Source organism: Streptomyces sp. NPDC058674 (assembly GCF_042716505.1).
In the GTDB taxonomy this organism is placed as follows: Bacteria; Actinomycetota; Actinomycetes; order Streptomycetales; family Streptomycetaceae; genus Streptomyces.
Genome location: NZ_JBHXSC010000036.1, coordinates 33,214 through 54,225, shown reverse-complemented (window position 1 = coordinate 54,225; position 21,012 = coordinate 33,214). Strand labels below are relative to the sequence as shown.

Genomic DNA, 21,012 nt, shown 5'->3' with positions numbered 1-21,012 from the left:
GCCCGCGTGCGACCGTCCCCGACTACGGGGCGTACACCTCCAGTTCGGACAGTTGTCCCGCCGGCCAGCCGCTGTTGGCGGTGAAGGACAGACGCAGGTAGTGCGTCCCCGTCGGGGTCAGCGGCACGGTGACGGTGTTGGCGCCCTCCACGAAGGCGTACCCGGCGGACGCCTTCAGCGTCGACCAGGTGGAGTTGTCCGCCGAGCCGAGCACCGAGAGCGTCTGCGTACGGGTCCCCCAGGCGGCGGGGAGCGTGAGCACCAGGCGCCCGACCGTCCGCTGCGCACCGAGGTCGACCGTCAGGGACTGGGGGAAGGCGTTGTCGGAGCTCTCCCAGTACGTGGCGGCGCTGCCGTCGGTCACGTGGCCGGCGACGTACCCCTGGCTGTGACCGGTGTCCGAGACGGGCCGTCCCTGCGCGAGGTTTCCGCCCGCGGGGGGAGTCGTGGGGGGAGCGGTCGTCGGCGGGGCCGTCGGGCCGGTGCCGGCGGCGTACACCTCGAACTCGGAGAGCTGCCCGGCGGGCCACCCGGTGTTGCCGGTGACGGCGACCCGGACGTAGCGCACCGGGGTGGTGTCGAAGGTCAGCGTCGCGCTGTTCCCGCTCGCCGGGTCGAAGGTGACCCCGGCGGAGGCCCTCAGGGTCGACCAGGCGGAGCTGTCGGCGGAGCCGAGCACCGAGAGCGTCTCGGTCCGGGTCGCCCAATCAGGGGAGGGCGGCAGCCTCAGGGTGACCTTGCCGACCGACCGGGCCTGGCCGAGGTCCACGGTCAGGGTCTGCGGGAAGGCGCCGTTGTTGCTCTCCCAGTACGTGGAGGCGTTGCCGTCGACCGCGTTCGAGGCGCTGTACGCCGGGGCCGCCGAGGAGGCGGTGGCGGGCCTGCCCTGCGCCAGGTTGCCGGTCGGCGGGGTAGTGGGCGGTTCGGTCGTCGGGGGAGTGGTGGGCGGTGTCGTGGGGGGTGTGGTGCCGCCACCCCCGCCCGGTACGCCGCCGTTCGTCCACACCGGGGCCGGCCATACGCCGGAGCAGGTCTGGCCGGTGTTCCAACCGGAGTTGCCGCCGCCGTCGGTGATCTGCAGCCCGGTCCCGATGCAGTTGTGCACGGGGGTCGCGGCCTGCGCGATGTTCTTCGCGGTCACACGGGTGAACCTCGCCGCGAGGTCGGCCTGTGCCTGGACGGCGTACGTGCCGGCTCCGTCGATGGTGACGTCGGTGAGGTTCACCCCGCTGACGGCGCCCTCGATCGAGTGGATCGCCGCGTACGAGGAGTCGAGGACATCGGTGTCGGAGATGTTGATCGTGGCGCCCCGCACCGGCTCGTTCAGCCCGGAGAACCAGATCGCTCCGACGCCGAAGTTCCAGTTGAAGTCGCTGTTCCCGGTCCGGATCAGGGTGTTGCGGGCCGCGGTGATGGTGCCGGCCACCGCAGTTCCCCTGCCGGAGCTGACTCCCGGATAGCGGTTGGCGATGTGCAGGCCGCCGCCGTTGCTGACGGTGTCGGACATGACGTTGTCCGAGATGGTGAAGTCCTTGCCGCCGTACGTGACGATGTTGTTCGCCAGGATGGGCAGCACCACCGTGTTGTGGTCGAAGCTGATGTTGACGTTCGGCTTGTCCTGCGGCCACGACGCGAGACCGTCGTCACCGGCGTTGCGCACGAACGTGTTGGTCACGCGGGAATTCGTGACACCCGTGTGGAAGTTCACGCCGTCGGCGGTCATGTCGAGGAAGCGGCTGTTCTTGATGGTGAAGCGGTCCATCGGACCGTCCATCCACGCGGCGACCTTGACGTGCTGGATCCACAGGTTGTCCACGGTGGAGTCCGACATCGCCCCGCCGATGGCGTTGACCTGGCCGTCGTCGATCCGCTCGCGGATGTCGCCGATGATCGCGAAGTCCTTCAGCGTGACGTTTCTGCTCGGCCCGTTCGCCTCGTGCGGCCGCACCGGCCCGGTGTAGCCGCCTCCGGGCACGTACTTGCCGTAGAACCCGGCGGCCCGGTTGCGGTACACGGGATCCCGCCCGCCGAAGACCGTGTGCCAGGGGCCGGCGCCCTGGACGGTGACTCCGTCCACCACGACGTGGTCGTAGAGCGTGTAGCTGCCCGGCGGGACGAAGACCGTCCTGCCCCGTGTGCGTCCCGCATCGACCGCGGCCTGCATCCTCGGGGTGGAGTCCGTCGCCCCCGTGGGGTCGGCGCCGAAGTCCGCCACGGCGTCGAGCGCACCGGCCGGCTTGGCGGTGGCCGGGCCGACCTGCTCGAAGTCGGCGAGGTCGATGGTGAAGGTCGGCGACTGGGCGGTCGAGGTCACCTGCACCCGGACCTTGGTGCCGCTCGGATAGGTGGTGCCCAGCAGGGTGCGGGACTCGTCGTAGAAGTGGTGCGGGTTGGTGTCCCCGGGGTTGTTGTTGAAGGGATAACCGCCGTAGTACCAGCTGAATTTGGAGGTGACGGCCAGCGTACGGACCGACTGGTCGGCGATCCGTACGTCCAGGGTGGCGTCCCGGCCCTTCCCGTCGGCGGTGTCCGGGAGGCTGTAGCGCAGGGACATCGCGTTCGCGGGCTTGGTGAGGGTGAATTCGATGTACTGGCCGGGGGCGTTCAGCGTTACGGCCTGGCGGCCGGAGGCCTCCGAGGGGAGGTGCCCGTAGTACCGGTCGGGGCCGATGAGCATGCCGTTCGTACCGGCGTACTCGGCCTCCAGCTCGGTGAACGGGACCGCCGCCCCGCGTCCCGGTATGCCGATCGGCGAGGGCGCGGGAACACCGGCGGCGTACGCGGGGGGCGCGCTGCCGAAGGTCAGGGCGGTCAGCGCCGCGGTGGCGCCCGCCAGGGCCGTGAAGACGGCGGCCCCCCGCTGTCTGATCCGGCGCAGGTGGTCAGGGCTCGGAGCACGGTCTTGCGGCATTCGGGGCACGGGCACGCACGTCCTTGCGGCTCGATCGGCGGGCAGGGGAGTCGGCTCAACGCAGGAGGCTACGACTCCGAAAGCAGGAAGTCTATGAATGCGTGCAAGAAAGCGACTCAGAGCTGCAATTAACGGTAATGCCGGGCCTGCGCCCTCGACGTCCGGCACGTCCTGCGCAATGCCCTCGAACCGACCGGGCCAGGCCCCCTGATGTGCGCGGCGGGCTCCCCGGGCCGACCCGCCCGGCGGGGCATGATGGGCCGTCGAGCGGGCGGGCGCACGTGCGCGCCCGCGAACGAACGAGGAGGCGGCCATGACGTCCGGGACGACGGCCACGGCGACCGTGCAGTACGAGGACGAACGGGTCCGGGTCACCCGCTGGGACTTCGAGCCGGGGACGAGCACGGGTCACCACGTGCACGCCCACGACTACCTGGTGGTGCCCGTGTCGGACGGTGACATCACCGCGATCGGAGCCGACGGTACGGCGGCCGGGTCGCGGCTGGCCGCGGGCGGGACGTACGCCCGCCGGGCGGGAGGCGCGCACGAGGTGGTCAACTCCGGCTCCGGCCCGCTGTCGTTCGTCGAGATCGAACTCAAGCAGCCGCCGGTGTCCTGACGGGGCTGACCGGGCGGGGGGCGCCACCCCGCCCCCCGCCACCCTGCCCCCCCGCCCGCTGCCCCGTCCGCCCCGGACCGCGCCCCCGCGCCCCGCCCGCCCCCGGCCGGCCCCGGGCAGCCGCCCCGGCCGCCCCCGCCGCCATGGTCGCGGTCGCGTCACCCGGGGCTTCCGGACGGCGTGCGGGGGCATCGCGGTGGCCCCCACGCCGGGTGAGTACGCCTACTCATGCCCCCGTCGACGAGCCGTCCGATCATGGTGGGACCAGCGCAGCGCACGCACAGCGCCACCCGATCGGGGCCGTCCATGCTCAGCCGATTCGCCGCCGCCGCCGTCCCCGTCTTCGGGCGGCTGACGGTCACCGCCGACCCCGCGGGGCCGCCCGCGGGGGGCGGGATCTTCGTCGCCAACCACACCTCGCTCGCCGACCCCGCCGTCGTGGTGGCCGCGCTCCGCCGGTACGGGATCGAGCCCGTGGTGCTGGCCACCGCGGGGCTGTGGCGCGTACCGCTGCTCGGCGCGGCACTCCGCCGCGAGGGCCACATCGCCGTGCGCCGGGGCACCTCCCGCGCCGCCGAGTCCCTGGAGGCCGCGGCCGCCGCCCTGTCCTGCGGGCGCAGCGTGCTGCTCTACGGGGAGGGGCGGCTGCCGGGCCGCAGGGACGCGGGGGAGTCCGCTCCGGGACCGTTCCGCAGCGGTGTGGCCCGGCTCGCCGGTGCGACCGGTGCCCCCGTCGTGCCGGTGGGCCAGGCCGGAGCCCGGCGCCTGTGCTCGGGCAGCGGCGCCAAGCAGCTCGCCGGTACCGTCACCGCCCCCGTGCGCCGGCCGGCCCTGCACGTCCACATCGGCGCCCCCGTGCGACTCCCCGCCGACGTGCCGGAGGCCACCGACCTGGCCCGCCGGGCCGTGACCGCGGCCTGGCGGACCGCGGTGCTGGCCCTCGGCGAGCACCCGGTGCGCGTGCGGGCGCAGGTGCGGGCCCAGGAGCAGGCGCATCTGCGGCCCCAGGCGCCGGCGCAGGTGCGCGCGCCGGATCACCGCCGGTGCGGTGTCTGCAGTGCCTCGACCAACACCGTGGGGTTGTGCTGCCCCTTGTAGACGGGCGGCGGCTGCCGGTCGAGTCCGAGCAGCGAGGCGACCGCCGTCCACGCGGTGCGCACGGAGTACTCGACGGTGAAGACCACGTCGTCGGGGACCTCCGCGTACTGCCCGATGGACGCGAGGTTGGTCGATCCCTCCGGCACCATCCGGGGTCTGTCACCCGCCGTCAGGCGAGCGGCTTCTCGAAGTTGAAGGCGGTCACGGCCATCCGCTCCCGGAAGTAGAAGCGGTGCGCGTCGGTCCGCTGGGTGCCGGAGTCAAGGGTGAGAGCGGTGCAGCCGGCGGTCCGGGCGTGCTCCTCCAGGTGGGCGAGGAGCGCGCGGCCCACGCCGGTGGAGCGCGCGGCGGCCTTGGTGACCAGGTCGTCGACGTACAACTTGCGCACCTGGTAGGTGTTGGCGACGACCCGCCAGCCCGCCGCGCCCACGCAGCGGCCGTCCGCGTCGTAGGCGCCGCTGAAGCGCAGCCCCTGGCCGTGGCCCTCGGCGAGGATCGAGCGGAACAGGTCCTCCGTCAGGTGGGTGCGCAGTTCGAGCAGCACGGGGAGCAGGTCCTCGGTGAGCCGCGGATCGCCCGGCTCGAAGTCGATGATCTTCATGAGGTCAGGGTATCGGGCCCCGTCCGACGGGCCGGAGCGCCCGGGGTCGCCCCTGCGCGCGGGCCGTTCGGGACCGCGGCCGCGGTACGGCCAATCGGTTGGCCCTCGCCCCGCTCCGGACGCGCCGCAGGACAGCGGATCGGCCCCTCTCTAGTTTGTGCTGTGCTGTTTGTCCCTTTCTGTCTCTCTCTGGAAGGTGGAACCATGCGTTCTGCGCGCACCCTGTTCTCCGTCCTTGCCGCCGGTGCCATCGTCCTCGGCGGTGCCTCCGCGGCCACGGCCGACGTGACGGTCGACGTCGCCCCGCAGAACTCCTACACGATCGTCTTCGGCGACTGGTTCCAGTTCGCCGCCGACGACGTCTTCAACGCGGGCCACGACAACACGGTCGGCTCCGACAACTGAGCACCCCGCTCCGGCGCTCCCCGGCCGCCGCGCCGTCGCGCGGCCGGCCGGGAGGTCGATCATCCGGGCCATCCGGATCACCTGGAGCCACCGGAAGCACCGGAATGGGCAGGATCAGCCAGCCGCATCCGGCGGACCGCGCCACCCCAGCGTCCGCATGACGGACACTCAGTACGGTTGTCGGACCCCCCGCCTACCCTTGATCAGGTGAGCCCGACCCCTGACCAGCCGGTCCCCGACCGCCCCCTCGCCGAGATCAACACCGACATCCGCGGCCTCTTCGCCCGCGCCGAGGGCCGCCTGTCCGACGCCGAACGCGTCCGGCACGCGGCGCTCCTGGAGGAGTGGGCCGCGGCCATAAAGGCCTCCGTCGTCACGGCCGCGTAGTCCGCCCCCCGCCCCTGTGGAACCTTTCCGGGGAGCCGGTCGTCTGACCCAAGGGAATGTGATGACCGGGCGAACGGGGGGAGCGGACATGGCGATCACGCTGGCCGAGGAGGTCATGCTGTTGTCCCTGGACGACGAGTCCGGTTCGGCAAAGCAGCGGCAGGCCGTCGGCTGGGCGGTGGCGGGCGGGGTCCTGCTCGAACTGGTGCTGGCCGGGAGGGTTTCCGTCACGGGTAAGGACCTCGAGCTGGTGGACACGACGTCGACCGGAGATGCACTGCTCGACAGTCGGTTGGCGCTGATGGAGACGTGGATGCGGGGTCGCGGCAAGCGCCGGGTGACGCAGTGGCTGACGAAGGACCAGTCCAAGGCCGTCGCCGCAGCGCTTGAGAGCCTGTGCACCCGCGGGGTGGTCGTGGAGGAGAAGCGCAAGGCACTCGGCGTGTTCCCCGTACGCCGCTTCCCCGAGGCAGACGGAGTGGTGGAACGGGAACTGCGGGAGCGGCTCCGGGCCGTGGTGCTGGACGGCGCCGAGCCGGACACACGGACAGCGGGCCTCATCGCACTGATCCACTCGGCCAGGCTGCACCGTCTGGCCTTCCCCGACGGCCACCGCAAGCAGGTTGTCTCGCGGATGGCGGAGGTCGCCACAGGACAATGGGCGGCCGAGAGCGTCCGCGCCGCCATCCGCGACATGCAGGCGGCGATGGTCGCAGCCACTGTGCTCACCGCGGCCGCGGCCGGCAGTTAGGCCCTTCCGTCGGTCAGCGCCCGACCCCCCGAGAACACGCGCGGGGTGGAGCGACCGGGGCACGCACCTCGGACTCGCCGCCCCGGGCCCCTCCACGGCCCCAGCACTAGCAGGGCGTCCACGATGCTGCAACGGGGCCGGGACCACCGGTGGGACGGCAGGTTGTGGGGTGCAGCGCCATTCTGCGGCGGTGGCTCCTGCTCCTACCTTTGCGGGCACCCCACTGTCCCGGCCGCCCACGCCGAAGGCCGGACTGGGGCCGCGTGATCCGATCCGGTCGCGCGTCACCCGTACCGGGAGCCGCCATGTCACCGCATGGAAGATGTCCTGAGCCGCTGTCCACCGAAGTGCCACCACGGCACCGGAAGGGGCGGGGGCGGCGGCGGTGGCGGCGCCCCAGACTCCGCTTCCCCTCGGAGGTATCCGTGTCCACAGCCCCCTCACCGCACAGGCCGAACCAAGCCGGGCCGACCCGCGGCGGGAGACCGGCCCGCGCGGGGAGGACGCTGCGGCGGGCAGCCGCGGCGGCGGCCGCCCTCGTGGTCCTCGCGGCCGTACCCGCCGCCGCCCGACCCCACGGCGAAAGCGACCGGACCGGCCGCTGCCCGACGACGGCCCCCCTGACGGTGCCCGGCGCCGAACACCAGGCCACGGCCTGCCTGGACGAGCTGACCACGGCGGGAACCGCGGCTTCGGGGCATACCGACCCGGCCGACTGGGCCGGGCTGACGCCGGCCGGACTGGCCGTGCCGAGCGGCGTGCCCGGCATCCAGATCGACGGGTACTTCCCGGACACCTCCCGCGGCAACACCAACCACGGCTGGGACCACGACGCGCAGTTCGTGATCCGCCTACCCGACCACTGGAACGGCGGCCTGGTCATCGCGGGCTCACCCGGCGTCCGCGAGCAGTACGCCAACGACCGGGCCATCGGCGACTGGGTCCTCTCCCGCGGGTTCGCGTTCGCGGCGACGGACAAAGGCAACACCGGAGCCGCCTTCCACCGGGACGGCGACGCGCCGGGCGCCGCCATCGCCGAGTGGAACGACCGCGTCACCGAACTCACCCGCGCCGCACGGGCCGTCGTCGCACAGCGCTATCACCGGCCCGCCGCCCGCACGCTGGTCACCGGCATGTCCAACGGCGGCTACCTCGTGCGGTGGCAGCTTGAGCACCATCCGGAGCTCTACGACGGGGGAGTGGACTGGGAGGGCACCCTCTGGCGGGCGCAGGGACCGCACCTGCTCACCTTCCTGCCGCCCGCACTGCGCGCCTACCCCGTGTACGCGGCGGGCGGCGCGGGCGCCGAACGCGCCCGGCGGGAGATGACCGCCGCGGGCTTCCCCACCGGATCGGAGTTCCTGTGGCCCTTCCACCACCAGTACTACTGGGACCTGACCCAGCGGATCTACCGCGAGGAGCTGGACCCGGACTACGACGGCGCCCTGGAGGCAGGGAACCCGTTCTGCGCACCGGGTACGCCCGCCTGTGACGCCGACTACGACTACGGCTCCCGGCCGCGGAGCGTCCGCGCCGCGGTATCGAAGATCGCCCTGACCGGGCGCATCGGCAAACCGCTGATCACCCTGCACGGAACCCTCGACGTACTCCTGCCCATCAGCCGTGGCTCCGACGTCTACGCCGCGATGGTGCGCGACGCGGGCCGCGGCCACCTGTTCCGGTACTACCGCATCGAAGGAGGGACGCACGTCGACTCCCTGTACGACGCCTTCCCTGACCGCCTCCGCCCGCTGGTGCCGTGCCACCGCTCCGCCTTCACCGCGCTGGAGGCCTGGGTGGACCGCGGTGTGCGACCGCCCTCCAGCCGCACCCTGCCCCGCCCCACGGCCCAGGACTCCGAAGCCCTGCTCACCGGATGCCGGCTCGACGCCCGGTGACGGCGCCCCGGGCAGGCGGCGCCGCGGGAGCCGCCTGCCGGAGGACGTACACACAAGTCGGCGCCCGACTGTGGTGGACCCACACATGGGAGGGACGCCCGAACGTCGCGCATGATTCCCGCCATGACAAGCGGAAGCACTCCCGCGTCGGACGGGACAGCGTCGCACGGGACAGCGTTCGACGGGACAGCAGGTGTCGACCTGGCCGGCCGCACCGCCATGGTGACGGGCGCGGGCAGCGGCATCGGGCGGGCCTGTGCCGTGGCACTCGCGGCCGCCGGGGCCCTCGTCCACGTGGTGGACCTCGACGGGGAGTCGGCCGCGGCCGCCGCCGAGGCGATCGGCGGCCGGGCCCACGTGGTGGATCTGGCCCGGGGCGAACTCATCGATGAACTCCCGGCGGAGGTCGACATCCTGGTCAACAACGCCGGATTCCAGCACGTGGCGCCGCTCACCGAATTCCCCCCGGATCGCTTCGAACTCATCCAGAAGGTCATGGTGCAGGCCCCTTTCCTCCTGCTCCGCCGGACCCTGCCCCACATGTACGCGCACGGCTGGGGCCGGATCGTCAACATCTCCAGCGTCCACGGCCTGCGGGCCAGCGCGTTCAAGGCCGGATACGTCACCGCGAAGCACGCCCTCGAAGGGCTGAGCAAGGTCGCGGCCCTGGAGGGCGCTCCGCACGGGGTGACCAGCAACTGCGTCAACCCCGGCTACGTACGCACCCCGTTGGTGGAGGCACAGATCGAGGCACAGGCCGCCGCACACGGGATCGACGCCGACCAAGTGGTCAGCGACGTGATGCTCGGCCGCTCCGCGATCAAGCGAATGATCCGGCCCGAAGAGGTCGCGGCCGTCACCGTGTGGCTCTGCGGCCCGCACACCGGGTACATCACCGGCGCCTCGATCCCCGTCGACGGCGGCTGGACCGCCGCCTGAACGGCCCCCCGCTCCCCTCCCCTTCACGCCCCCAGCCGAAAAGTGGTATCACGCCATGGCACACCAGCCTCCCAGAACCGGCATCGGCCGCGTCATCAGCGCCAGCCTCATCGGCACCACCATCGAGTGGTACGACTTCTTCCTCTACGGCTCCGCGGCCGCACTGGTCTTCAACAAGCTGTTCTTCCCCAGCAGCGAGCCCCTGGTCGGCACCCTCCTCGCCTTCCTCACCTACGCGATCGGCTTCGCCGCCCGGCCGCTCGGCGGCATGGTCTTCGGACACTACGGCGACAAGATCGGCCGCAAGAAGCTCCTGGTACTCAGCCTGCTCATGATGGGCGGCGCCACCTTCGCCATGGGTCTGCTGCCCACCCACGCGAGCATCGGCGTAGGAGCCCCGATCCTGCTCACCCTGCTGCGCCTGATCCAGGGCTTCGCCCTCGGCGGTGAGTGGGGCGGGGCCGTCCTGCTGGTCTCCGAACACGGGGACGACAAGAACCGCGGCTTCTGGGCCTCCTGGCCCCAGGCCGGCGCACCGGGAGGCAACCTGCTGGCCACCGGCGTCCTCGCGCTGCTCGCCGCGATCCAGTCGGACGAGGCCTTCCTCGCCTGGGGCTGGCGGATCCCGTTCCTGCTCTCCGGTCTGCTCGTCGGGATCGGCCTGTGGATCCGCGTCTCGGTGTCCGAGTCCCCGGTCTTCCTGGAAGCCCAGGCCAAGGCCAACGAGCAGGCCGCGTCCGGCCGCAAGGAGAAGCCCCCGGTGGCCGAGGTGTTCCGCACCCACCGGCGCGGCGTCCTGACGGCGATCGGCGTCCGCCTGGGCGAGAACATCTCCTACTACATCATCACCGCCTTCCTCCTCGTCTACGTCACCACCCATCTGGGACTGTCCAAGAGCGCGGGCCTGAACGCCGTCCTGATCGGCTCGGCCGTCCACTTCGTCACCATCCCGGCCTGGGGGGCGCTCTCCGACCGCATCGGCCGCCGCCCGGTGACCCTGATCGGCTCGGTCGGCATGACGGGATGGGCGTTCGCCTTCTTCGCGATGCTCGACACGAAGTCGTTCCCGGCCATCGCTGCCGCCGTCACCGTCGGGCTCCTCTTCCACGGCGCGATGTACGGGCCGCAGGCTGCCTTCATCTCGGAGATGTTCGACACCAGGGTCCGCTACTCCGGGGCCTCCATGGGCTCGCAGCTCGCCTCGATCATCGGCGGGGCCCTCGCCCCGATCATCGCCGTGGCACTGCTCGACGACCACGGCTCGTCCCTGCCGATCTCGATCTACCTCGCCGTCGCCGTGGTGATCACCAGTCTGACGGTCCTGCTGGCCAAGGAGACCCGCGGGCGTAACCTGGCACAGGACCACGCCCCGACCGAGGTCACCGTCCCCGGCAGCCGTCCCGCCCCGCACGACTCGATCCCCGCCGGGGGCTGAGCTCCTGCGGCCCGCCCGCCGGACCGCGCCGCCACCGGCGCCGGACGGCGGGCACCGCACCGCGCATCCGTCCGGCGGGGAGGCAACCGGTGCGCGCACCCGACCGCATCCACACCACGGAGACCCGCCCATGCCGAGCACGGCGAAGAACCCCGGCAAAGGGCAGGCGTTCACAGCCCTGCGGCAGCTCCTGGACCTGTTGGCGCAGGGCGCACCGCTCGACCGGTTCGGCGGACCGGCCGAGGCGGCCCGGGAAGCGAACGCCTCCGACGCGGACGCGGCGGCGATAGCCGACGCCACCGGGGTGGCGCTGCGCATCGGGCGCACGCTCAGCCAGCACCGGCGCCGCGAGGTGGAGCTCGCCGCCCTTTTCGACACCGCCGGAGACCTCGCGGCACTGAGGGACCTGGACGCGGTACTGAGAGCCATCACGCACCGCGCCAAACTGCTGCTGGGCACGGACGTGACGTACCTGTCCCTCAACGACGACGAGGCCGGCGACACCTACATGCGGGTGACCGACGGGTGCGTGTCGGCCGCGTTCCAACAGGTGCGGCTCGGCATGGGGGAGGGGCTCGGGGGCCTTGTCGCCGAGACGGCCCGCCCGTACACGACCGGCGACTACCGCGAAGACACGCGCTTCAAGCACACCACGCCGATCGACAGCGCGGTCACGGAGGAGGGACTGCGGGCCATCCTCGGCGTCCCGCTGCGCCTGGGCGCCCGGGTGATCGGCGTACTGTACGCGGCCGACCGGACGGCGCGGACCTTCACCCCCGACGAGGTGGCCCTGCTCTCCTCACTGGCCGACCACGCGGCCATCGCCATCGACAGCGCCCGGCTGCTGGAGGAGACGCGCTCCGCGCTCGTGGACCTCAACGAGGCCTCGCAGACCATCGAGGCGCACAGCCAGGCCATGCGGCGGGCCGAAGACGCGCACGACCGGCTGACCGACCTGGTCCTGCGCGGAGGGGACATCGCCGAGGTCGCGACCGCCATCGGCACCGTGCTCCAGGGCGGGACCCTCATCCACGACGCGGACGGAGCCGAACTCGCCCGGTCGGGCGCCGATCCCCAACCCCCCTCGGCGCAGGCCGTCGCGACCTCCCGGGCGGGCGGACGCGCGGTCCCCGTCCGGGGGACCTGGGTGTGCGCCGTCCTCGCCGGGCACGAACTCCTGGGCAGCATCGCCCTGACCGGGCGGGCCGACCTCGGGGAGGCGGACCGCCGCCTCTTCGAACGGGCCAGTGTGGTCACCGCCCTGCTCCTGCTCCTGCGCCGCTCCGTCGCGGAGGCCGAGGACCGCGTGCGCGGTGAGCTCCTCGGAGACCTGCTCACCCGGGCCGCGGACTCCACGAGCCTGTCGGCCCGCGCCCGCCGGCTCAAGGTGAACCTCGGCCATCCGCACTCGGTTTTCGTACTGCGCGCCGAAACGGCGCCACGGCAACGGCTGCTGGCCGCCGCCGCCCGCACCGCGCAGACCCGTAGGGGCCTGGCCGGACTGCACCACGACGACGTGGTCCTCGTCTGCCCGTCCGATACGCCCAGCGCGTGCGCGCGGGCCCTCGCGGAGGAACTGCGCCACACCGTGGGAGCCCCGGTCACCGTGGGAGCCGCCGGTCCGGTCACCGGCCCCCCGGGCTTCGCCGACGCGCACGCGGAAGCACGCCGCTGCCTGGCCGCGCTCCGCGCCCTGGGGCACGACGGCGCCGGATCCGCACTGGCCGACCTGGGCTTCCTCGGAGTGCTGCTGGGGGACCAGACGGACCTGGGCGGGTACGTCCGCCAGACCGTGGGCGCCGTCATGGAGTACGACGCGAGACGCGGCACCGAACTCGTGCACACCCTCCAGGTGTACTTCTCCGTCGGCATGAGCCAGTCCAGGGCGAGGGAGGCCCTGCACGTGCACATCAACACCGTGGTGCAGCGCCTGGACCGCGTCGGACAGCTCCTGGGCGCCGACTGGCAGACCCCGGAGAGGGTGCTGGAGATCCAACTGGCCCTCCGCATCGCCCGGGTGTCACCGGGCGGCACGGTCGGAACCGGGCGGGGGGACGGGCAGGGCCGCGGGGACTCCCGGCTCGGCGAGCCGACGTGAACCGTCGCCGCCGGGCGCGGGCTTGGACGCGGATGCGGACCGTTCAGGCCGGTTGCGGTGTGAGGCGCTTGTGGCCCTTGCGGTCGTAGTAGGCGGTCATCGCGAAGCCGAAGACGAGGGCGAGGACGGTGCTGATGGCGATCATGACCCAGGAGCGCGCCAGTCCGGCATCCCCGCGGGCATCGAAGTAGAGGATCGCGCGCACCCCGTCGCTGAGCTGGCGCATCGGCTCGAAGTGGGACAGGAAGCGGTAGAAGCCGGGAACGGCCTGGAGGGGGATGGTGGCCCCCGAGGACGGCAGGCCGAGGACGATGAACACGAACATCGACACGAGCTGGCCCAACCCGCCGAACGCGGCGTTGATGGCCTGCACGCCCAAGCCGACGGCGAGGGCCGCGCAGTAGGAGTAGACCCACAACAGGGGCAGGTGGGACGCGTCCATGCCGAGGACGCCGACGCACGCCAGGAGGACGAGGGCGGTGCTGACGAGGGTGATGCCCGCGGTCATCACCATCTTCAGCAGCAACGTCTGGGTGCGGTTGATCGGTACGGTCGGGCGGCGGGTGTGCCAGGGGCCGATCTCGTTGTCGGCGTAGCCGAGGGCGGTGTCGACGGCGTTGCTGATGACGTTGCCGCCCATGAACCCGGCCAACACGAGCAGCAGCGTGTAGTAGAAGGCGGTCAGACCGAGGCCGCTGCGCGGGCCGATCGGATGGCCGACCCGGGTGACGACCTCGACCGGGTCGGCGAGCAGCAACCCCGCCGTGGGGTCCGACCGGTCGCCCGCGGACGCGGTGAGCTGCCGGCCCACGGCCCGGGACGCCTCGTGGGCGGCCCGCGTCGTGATCTGGCCGGCCAGGGAGGACCCGAGGCTTCCCTTTCCGGGGTTGGTGAGCACGGTGATCGTCGGCCGCTGCGCGGCCCGGGGGGTGCTGAGTGCGGCGACGGAGTCCGTGAAACCGGCCGGGACCACGAGGGCGCCGTAGACCTTTCCGGAGTCGAGCTGGTCCTGGGCCCCGGCGCGGGTCAGCAGACGCCAGTCGGCCCTGCCGCCCGCGGTGTCGGAGGCGATCGCGGCCACGATCTGCGAGCCCAGGTTCTCCCGTTGCCCGGCCGGCGGCTTGCCCGTGTCGTCGTTGACGAGGGCGATGGGCAGGTCGCGCAGGTCCGCGTCCGGGTTGACGATGCCGCCCATGTAGAGCAGCGAGAGCAGCAGGGCGAGCAGTCCCGACAGGAGCGTGGGCACGAGCCACAGCCGGGGGCGGCGCAGCAGTGTTGCGGCTCTTGCTTCAGGGGCGGCGGGCACGGACATGAGTCTCCACGGGTTCCCGGCGGTGCGGGCGACCGGACAGTGGTCGAGGCCGGCGGGACGGACGTCCTGCCGAGCCCAGGAGACATCAGAAGAGGCCCGTGGGGGTGAATCCGGCCGCTCGCCCCGCCCTTCTTCCCCCCGCTGTACCAGTGCCGGCGGCCGTGGGACGCGCGGGAAGGCGATGCCCGGCGGGGAAGGCCGGGGTGCCGTGCGGACGATCGGCGTACCGCCGCCCCGGCGTACAGCGGGAGCGGTCCGGGACGGTCACAGGCTCGCCAGGAGGTCGTCGAGCGGGGCCGGCACCTGGTCGGGGGAGAGGGCGTCCACCAGAAGACTGCCGTAACGGATCTTGCGGCCCTTCTTCGTGCCGAGGAAGCGCCGCAACTGCCGCTCCCGGGGACGGCCGTGCTGTGCGGGCTGGCGCAGGAAGGTCTCCCAGGCCCGCTCGTCGCCCTCCGCCCGGATGATCCCCTCGACCCGCGGCGGGCCCAGGGCGCGGACGAGCTCGTCCTCCAGGTCCGCCGCGCACACGAAGACCCCTTCGCCCGGCGCCCCGGCCCGCTCCCAGCCGCGGTCGTAGAACGGCTGCTCGCGCGCGTCGCACAACCCCCTCAGGCGCAGGCCGAGACCGGTCGGTCCGAGGAGGCCGGCGTAGCGGCCGACGCTCATCGCGCCGCCCATCGACACCCCGCACACCCCTTCGGCGGCGAGGTCCCGGCCGCGCCGTGCGGCCAGCGCCTCGACGGCCGCGAGGTCACTCGGCCCCTCCAGCAACACCGCGGTACGCAAGCCCAGTTCAGCGGCCAGTTCCCCCGCCGGCGCGGCGGATCCGCCGGGTCCGCCGGCCGCCCGGCAGTGGACCGCGTCCCGGAACGCCCGCATGTTCGCCATGGAGCGAGTCTGCACGTTCTCCGGCCGGATCGGCGGGGATTTCTGCCCCGGGCGGGATGCGACCGGCGGTGCCCCGGGCCCGGCCGGCGGTGTGGGGCAACGGAACTCACGAAATTTGTTTCACGTAATGCTTGACGGGTGTGGGGGTGAGGGGCGATGCTCGTGCGCAGCCATACAGGACGCTGCGTCAGCGGAGCCCTCCGCGGTGCAGTCGAGTGTCTTCAGGGAGTTGAAAGTGAACATCCTCGCCACGCAGCGATCGGCCGCCACCACGCCCGACCACGTGGATGCGGCCGAGCCTGCGGCCGCCCTGCCGCAGGTCGTTCAGGCCCGCGAGGTTGCCCCGGGTGACGCCCGCGCCCTGTCGAAGGTCTTCTTCGAGAGGCTCCGCACCCTGGAGGAAGGCACTCCGGAGCGGCAGTACGTGCGCAACACGCTGATCGAGATGAACCTCTCCCTGGTCCAGTTCGCGGCGCGTCGGTTCCGCAACCGCACCGACGGCACCGAGATCGAGGACCTCATCCAGGTCGGCACGATCGGGCTCATCAAGGCCATCGACCGCTTCGACCCGGCCCTGGGCAACGAGTTCACCACCCTCGCCCTCCCCTACATCACCGGGGAGATCAAGCGTCACTTCCGCGACGCCACCTGGGCCGTCCACGTCCCGCGGCGCCTGCAGGAGCTGCGCATCCGGCTGGCCAGGGGCAAGGAGGAGCTGGGCGCCGACCTCGGCCGGGCACCGACGGTCAAGGAGCTGGCGGCCCACCTGGAGCTGAGTGAGGACGACGTGATCGAGGGGCTGGTCGCGGCCGCGGGCCACTCCAGCCAGTCCCTCGACAACGAGCAGGACGAGACCTCCGACAACGCCCCGCGCGCCCTGGCCGAGGTACTGGGAGCCGAGGACTCCGCGATGGAGCTCTTCGAAGACCTCCACACGCTCGCGCCGCTGCTGAACCGGCTCGAGGGACGCGAGAAGCTGATCATCCAGATGCGCTTCGGCCAGGAGATGACGCAGGCGGAGATCGGCGAGCGCCTGGGCATCTCCCAGATGCAGGTCTCCCGGCTCCTCGCCCGCATCCTCACCCGCCTCCGCGAAGGCATGCTCGCCGCCTGATCCGACGAGCCGCCCGGGCCCGTCGGCGAACCGCGCCCGGGCCCGCCGGTGGACCGCACAGGGGTCCGCCGCGCCGCGCCGGAGACGACGGAGTGTCATCCCTCTCCTCGCCGCCGACGTTTGCCGCGGGCCGACGGGGAAGACGGACCCGGTGAGGTGATTGCTTGTGCCCAGGTGGGGCGAGGTACTGAGAAGTGTCCGGACGGCCGCGGCGGAGAGAGGCGACTACCTGCGGCGCGCCGTACGAGGGCCGGGGAACGAGCGGGACGATCTGATCCTCGGTGCCAAGACGGTGGTGGCGGCGATGGTCGCCTGGGTGCTGGCGCGCTACCTGCTGCCGCCGACGGTGTCCACGTTCGCCCCGTTCACGGCGCTGGTCGCCTTGCAGGCCACTGTGTACCGCTCGGTGCGGGACTCCGCCCAGTACCTGCTCGCGATGGCGGTGGGAGCCGCGTTGGCCGCCGCGCTGGCATCGGCCGTGGGCATCCACGGCTGGACCTTCGGTCTGCTCACGCTGATCGCGCTCTGCGTCGGGAGGATCCGGCGCTTCGGGGAGCAGGGCACGCAGGTCGCCATCGTGGGCTTCTTCGCCTTCTCCTCCGGGCAGGGACGGATCGACTACATCGGCTACCTGGCCGCCTCCGTGGCCCTCGGCGCGCTCTGCGGCCTCGCGGCCCACCTCGTACTCGCGCCCGCCCGCCACGTCCACCGCCGGCAGCAGGCCGTCGCCGATCTCTACACCGCCATGAGCCGGCGCCTCGACGGCCTGGCCGAGATCCTCGAAGGGAACGACCCCGACGCGGAGCGCGTACGGCAATGGCGCCGCGACGGGCGCAGACTCTCCGCGGACTGCGAACGCATCCGGCACAGCATCGACACCGAGATCGAGAACAGCCGTCTCCACCCACGCCGCGGCCCGGACAGCGCCGACGCGGCCCTGCCCCGTGCCCGTGAGGCCGTCACCGTCGCCGAACGCTCCATGGACCACCTTCGTTCCATGACGCGCACCCTCGACTACGCCCTGGACAGCGAGGAGATCAAGAACCTGCCCGTTTCCTTCAGGGCGGGCTTCAGTTCGGTGCTCCGCAAGGGGGCCGCCGCGACGGAGGAGATAGGCCAGACGTCCCCCACCGATCCGGAACGGCTCGCCGACCGGATCGACGGCGCGGAAGCGGAACTGGAGCGCGTACAGGAGCAGGAACGGGCGCCGGCCGAAGCCCCGCCCCGCGTGCACACCCTGCAGGGCACGCTCCTCACGGACGCCGGCCGCCTGCTGTCCGAGCTCCGCGCCGGCCACCAGGCCCTCGCCCCCGCGTCCTGAGGGGTGGATCCGCCGGCGGAACGCGCCGTACCCTTCCGGAATCCGTGAGGACGGGAAGGGCCGAGCCGCTGACACGCCCCGGTCCGCGGTGCAGAATCGAGGGAGCTGACGTCGGGGGGCGCTGATGGGTCGGGCACTGAAGCTGGCAATACCCGTTCTCTTCGCGGGTCTGGTCCTGTGGTGGGCCTCGTACTACACCACGATCGTGCTGTGGGAGCTGCGGAAGCTGTTCTCCTGGCTCGCCCTGCCCTTGCTGGTCGCGGGCTTCGCCGCCCTGCTGTGGCTGGTGGTGAAACTGCTGCGCCGCACGGCGGGAAACCGGGGCGGGGACGCGGCGGTGGCCCTCGGGTGCTCCGGCGCGGTCGTCGGACTGGTCCTCGCAGTCGGGTGGCTGGTGTACGGCGCCTACCTCCAGGACCGCGCGTACATGGAGGACGTACGGATCGTGTCCGAACCGGTGCCCGAGCTGGCCGCCCGGGCGCCCTACCTGGTCGGCAAGGCGCAGGCCGCCCCGCACTTGGGTGACGTCACCGGGGAGATCGCCGACATCACGTACCTGCCGGACTCGGACCGCTTCTCCACCCTCGTCGAACGCCGAGGCTGGCTCGCCGGCTACGAGGTCGGCCTCGTCCAGGACATACCGCTCGGCGGCAACAGCCGCAACCAACAGCGCTGCGAATTCGACGTGGACGTCGCAGACGCGCGGATCGGCGGCTGGTTCAACCACAACCTCGGCCGGAAGATCTCCGCAGAGAAGCGCGGGCTCCGGTTCGACGCCGACGACGCCTACGTGGTGTGCGCGGGGGACACGCCGACCGTGGTCGTACCCCTCAAACGCCAGACCGGATTCCTGGTGGTGACCGAACGGCCCGCCGGCCTCGCCCTCTACGACGGGCGCACCGGAAAGCTCAGGATCACCACCGATACCGCCTCGGTCGCCGGCCCCTCCTACCCGATCAGCATCGCCGCCCGGCAGCGCGAGGCGACGGCCGCGGTCGGCGGCTTCGCCGACTGGTGGTTCGAGCGCAGTGGTTGGGACGCCTCCGAGGACGGCGCGAACGAGGGCAACGAATCGGAGCTCACCCTCCAGTACCGCGACGGGAGCGGGCGCAGTGCCTACGTCACGCCCCTCACGCCGCAGGGCGAGGCGAGCTCGGTCGTGGCGGTGTCGACGGTCCCGACCCGCCATCAGGGCCGCGGGCTCGCCCCCATGACGGTCCACCGGCTGGAACCGACGTGGTCGTCGCCGAAGGCGATCGTCGCGCTGATCAAGGCCGAGTACCGGGACGTCTGCTGCTACAACGACGACATGGTGTTCGAGGTCGTTCCCACCGGCGGCAGCACCTGGACGGCCACCGTCGGAAGCGAGCAGAACATCCGGTACCGGGTCGAGGGCAGGGGGCAGATCGCGGGCCGCGAGGCGACCTGTCTGAAGTCCGCCGACGGAGCGCTCATCCGGTGCGCGTACGCCGCTCCCGGATCTCCGGAAGAGGCGGAGCTCAAACGCAGGGAGCAAGAGAAACAGAAGGGCCAGCCCACCCCGGGCGGCACCCGGGACCCCGGGGACCTCGGAGCGTACAGCGCCGGGGAACTGGCGGAACTGCACCGCCGCGTTTCCGAGGAGGTCGTCCGCCGGCTCAAGGGCGCGTAGCGGGCGCGTGCCGGACGGGCAACGGCGTGCGGAGGGCGGGCAACGATGCACGCCGGGCGGCCGACGGTGCGTGCGGGGTGGCCGACGGTGCGTACGGGCCGGGCGAGCAGGCCGTGTGCTGCGGACGCGGCGCGCTTCGGTGTCCGCGCCCGCCGGGCGAACTGGACAATCCCCTACCGGTCAGACGACGATGCAGCGTACAGCAGTGCCGCGGGCAGGGCCGGGGGGCGGACCGCAAGACGCAGACTCCTCCGTGCGTATGCCGTGCGTCCCCGCACTTCCACGGAGGAACACCCCAAGATGAGCTTCGGCGACCCGAACAACCCGTACGGACAGCAGCCCCAGGCCCCGCAGGGCCCGCCCGGCTACGGCTACCCCCAGCAGGCCCCCCAGGGGGTCCCGCCGCAGCCCGGCTACGGCTACCCGCAGCAGCAGGGCTACCCGGGCGGGCCGGCCGGATACGCGGGCGCGCCCGTCGAGATGCCCGGCGGCGCGAAGGCCGCCCGCGTCATCCTCTTCGTCCTGGGCGGCCTCCAGTGCCTGATGGGCCTGGTCGTCATCCTCGGCGGCGCGGTCTTCGCCGCCGCCTTCTCCGGCTCCTCCAGCTCCTCGTCGGCGGAGGCGGGAGCCTTCGCCAGCGGACTCCTCGTCGCTCTGGGCGTGTTCTTCATCGCCGTGGCCCTGTGGCCCATCCTCACGGCCGCCAAGCTGGGCAAGGGCCGGACCGGCGTCCGCGTCTCCGGCATCGTCTACGGTTCGCTGCAGGCCCTGTTCTCCGGCCTCGGCGTGCTCGTCAACCTGGCCGGCCTCGGTGCCACCGAGCAGACGCCGGTCGGTGCCTCCGTCTTCTCCCTGTTCATGGGCGCGATCGGCATCGGCCTCGGCATCTGGGTCGTCGTCGGCCTCGCCAAGGCGGGCGACTACTTCCGGCGCCCGCGCTACTGAATCCCGTACGGGCCCCTCGCGAAGGCCGCGCTCCCGCACTGAGGGGGTGCGGCCTTCGCCGCACGCGGCGCCGTATGCGGACGAGCGGGGCGGGGTTGCCGCCGGAGCGGCCGGGTGGGCCGTCCCTCGCGCACGAAGACCCCGGGGGCCTGATGGGGCCTCCGGGGTCCTCGTGTGATGGCCTTCGCTTGACCGCCCGGTTCAACGACGAGGGCCCGCCGGTGTCACGCCCGACCGGCGGATATTTCGCGGCCGATGACATGATCTGGACGTGAGGGGCGAACTCATGGGCCCGGTGCCCTGCGCTCGGCCCCTCGGGACGCTGCTGACCTCGAACCACGAGCACCGGGTGCGCGGCCGCTCCGCGGGTGACCGATCCGCGGGGCGCGCGGGGGCCTACCGGAAGCCGCCGCCCGTCGCCCAAGGCGCCGGGGCGAGCACCCGCGCCAGTTCCCGCTGGATCTGCTCCGCCTCCCGGCGCACCTGGCCGGGTACGTCCCCGCGCTCTCGTATCAACTGGGCATAGATCGGAGCGTCATGTGCCGTGCTCAAGGTCTGGCGTCCCTTCTCGGTCCGGAGCCCGCTTCTGGGCTCAACGAGTGTAGGCGGGTTCGGGCGGTGTCCGGCCGGACGGCC

At 72.5% G+C, this 21,012-nt stretch carries 17 protein-coding genes and 3 pseudogenes; 13 read left to right on the top strand and 7 right to left on the bottom strand.

Features of this window, described 5'->3' with window-relative positions; translation table 11 throughout:
• Positions 1–22 precede the first annotated feature (22 nt).
• Both ACFWU6_RS19745 and ACFWU6_RS19740 read right to left on the bottom strand, forming a co-directional pair.
• On the bottom strand, positions 23–499 hold the full coding sequence (locus tag ACFWU6_RS19745; RefSeq protein WP_383802124.1) for a discoidin domain-containing protein: 477 nt from the start codon (positions 497–499) through the stop codon (positions 23–25).
• Positions 488–2,911: pseudogene (locus ACFWU6_RS19740) on the bottom strand (discoidin domain-containing protein); the annotation flags it as partial. The pseudogene ACFWU6_RS19740 and the gene ACFWU6_RS19745, both read right to left, overlap by 12 nt.
• Positions 2,912–3,224: 313 nt before the next feature.
• Between ACFWU6_RS19740 and ACFWU6_RS19735 the strand changes: the two are divergent.
• Together ACFWU6_RS19735 and ACFWU6_RS19730 are read left to right on the top strand one after the other, a co-directional pair.
• Positions 3,225–3,530 carry a hypothetical protein gene (locus ACFWU6_RS19735; RefSeq protein WP_383982180.1) on the top strand — a complete coding sequence of 102 codons (306 nt, stop codon included), beginning with the start codon at positions 3,225–3,227 and terminating at the stop codon, positions 3,528–3,530.
• Positions 3,531–3,836: 306 nt separating this feature from the next.
• Positions 3,837–4,478, top strand: a pseudogene (locus tag ACFWU6_RS19730) (lysophospholipid acyltransferase family protein); the annotation flags it as partial.
• Positions 4,479–4,564: 86 nt separating this feature from the next.
• Here the strand turns inward: ACFWU6_RS19730 and ACFWU6_RS19725 are convergent.
• Positions 4,565–4,792, bottom strand: a pseudogene (locus ACFWU6_RS19725) (oleate hydratase); the annotation flags it as partial.
• Between the two features lie 5 nt (positions 4,793–4,797).
• Complete coding sequence (locus tag ACFWU6_RS19720; protein WP_383801983.1) at positions 4,798–5,229, bottom strand: GNAT family N-acetyltransferase; 432 nt, start codon at positions 5,227–5,229, stop codon at positions 4,798–4,800.
• A gap of 204 nt (positions 5,230–5,433) precedes the next feature.
• On the opposite strand from ACFWU6_RS19720, the gene ACFWU6_RS19715 reads away from it, so the two are divergent.
• From ACFWU6_RS19715 to ACFWU6_RS19685, 7 genes are all read left to right on the top strand, one after another.
• Positions 5,434–5,634 (top strand): hypothetical protein, encoded by a 201-nt coding sequence (locus ACFWU6_RS19715; RefSeq protein ID WP_383801986.1) that lies wholly within the window; start codon positions 5,434–5,436, stop codon positions 5,632–5,634.
• A gap of 207 nt (positions 5,635–5,841) precedes the next feature.
• Positions 5,842–6,021, top strand: a complete 180-nt coding sequence (locus ACFWU6_RS19710; protein ID WP_383801989.1) for a hypothetical protein — start codon at positions 5,842–5,844, stop codon at positions 6,019–6,021.
• An 88-nt stretch (positions 6,022–6,109) separates the two neighbouring features.
• Complete coding sequence (locus ACFWU6_RS19705) at positions 6,110–6,772, top strand: GPP34 family phosphoprotein (RefSeq protein ID WP_383982178.1); 663 nt, start codon at positions 6,110–6,112, stop codon at positions 6,770–6,772.
• Between the two features lie 425 nt (positions 6,773–7,197).
• Positions 7,198–8,670: a 3-hydroxybutyrate oligomer hydrolase family protein gene (locus ACFWU6_RS19700; RefSeq protein ID WP_383982176.1), complete on the top strand. Its 1,473-nt coding sequence runs from the start codon at positions 7,198–7,200 to the stop codon at positions 8,668–8,670.
• A 219-nt stretch (positions 8,671–8,889) separates the two neighbouring features.
• Complete coding sequence (locus tag ACFWU6_RS19695) at positions 8,890–9,609, top strand: 3-hydroxybutyrate dehydrogenase (RefSeq protein ID WP_383982206.1); 720 nt, start codon at positions 8,890–8,892, stop codon at positions 9,607–9,609.
• A 55-nt stretch (positions 9,610–9,664) separates the two neighbouring features.
• Positions 9,665–11,044 carry an MFS transporter gene (locus ACFWU6_RS19690; protein ID WP_383801997.1) on the top strand — a complete coding sequence of 460 codons (1,380 nt, stop codon included), beginning with the start codon at positions 9,665–9,667 and terminating at the stop codon, positions 11,042–11,044.
• Between the two features lie 130 nt (positions 11,045–11,174).
• Positions 11,175–13,142 carry a helix-turn-helix domain-containing protein gene (locus ACFWU6_RS19685; RefSeq protein ID WP_383982174.1) on the top strand — a complete coding sequence of 656 codons (1,968 nt, stop codon included), beginning with the start codon at positions 11,175–11,177 and terminating at the stop codon, positions 13,140–13,142.
• A 43-nt stretch (positions 13,143–13,185) separates the two neighbouring features.
• On the opposite strand, the gene ACFWU6_RS19680 is transcribed toward ACFWU6_RS19685, so the two are convergent.
• Both ACFWU6_RS19680 and ACFWU6_RS19675 read right to left on the bottom strand, forming a co-directional pair.
• Positions 13,186–14,454 (bottom strand): YhgE/Pip domain-containing protein, encoded by a 1,269-nt coding sequence (locus ACFWU6_RS19680; protein ID WP_383982172.1) that lies wholly within the window; start codon positions 14,452–14,454, stop codon positions 13,186–13,188.
• 264 nt (positions 14,455–14,718) lie between these two features.
• Positions 14,719–15,345, bottom strand: a complete 627-nt coding sequence (locus ACFWU6_RS19675; protein ID WP_383802006.1) for a TOPRIM nucleotidyl transferase/hydrolase domain-containing protein — start codon at positions 15,343–15,345, stop codon at positions 14,719–14,721.
• Positions 15,346–15,580: 235 nt separating this feature from the next.
• Between ACFWU6_RS19675 and ACFWU6_RS19670 the strand changes: the two genes are divergently transcribed.
• The 4 genes from ACFWU6_RS19670 (at position 15,581) to ACFWU6_RS19655 (ending at position 20,376) form a co-directional block, all read left to right on the top strand.
• Positions 15,581–16,459, top strand: coding sequence for a SigB/SigF/SigG family RNA polymerase sigma factor (locus tag ACFWU6_RS19670; protein ID WP_383802009.1), 879 nt, complete (start codon positions 15,581–15,583; stop codon positions 16,457–16,459).
• 166 nt (positions 16,460–16,625) lie between these two features.
• Complete coding sequence (locus tag ACFWU6_RS19665) at positions 16,626–17,780, top strand: aromatic acid exporter family protein (protein WP_383982170.1); 1,155 nt, start codon at positions 16,626–16,628, stop codon at positions 17,778–17,780.
• 124 nt (positions 17,781–17,904) lie between these two features.
• Positions 17,905–19,431, top strand: coding sequence for a hypothetical protein (locus ACFWU6_RS19660; protein ID WP_383982168.1), 1,527 nt, complete (start codon positions 17,905–17,907; stop codon positions 19,429–19,431).
• Positions 19,432–19,731: 300 nt separating this feature from the next.
• The gene (locus tag ACFWU6_RS19655) at positions 19,732–20,376 is read left to right on the top strand and encodes a hypothetical protein (RefSeq protein ID WP_383982166.1); all 645 of its coding nucleotides are present in this window, start codon (positions 19,732–19,734) and stop codon (positions 20,374–20,376) included.
• Positions 20,377–20,772: 396 nt separating this feature from the next.
• On the opposite strand, the gene ACFWU6_RS19650 is transcribed toward ACFWU6_RS19655, so the two are convergent.
• Positions 20,773–20,928 carry a hypothetical protein gene (locus ACFWU6_RS19650; RefSeq protein ID WP_383802018.1) on the bottom strand — a complete coding sequence of 52 codons (156 nt, stop codon included), beginning with the start codon at positions 20,926–20,928 and terminating at the stop codon, positions 20,773–20,775.
• Between the last annotated feature and the right edge of the window lie 84 nt (positions 20,929–21,012).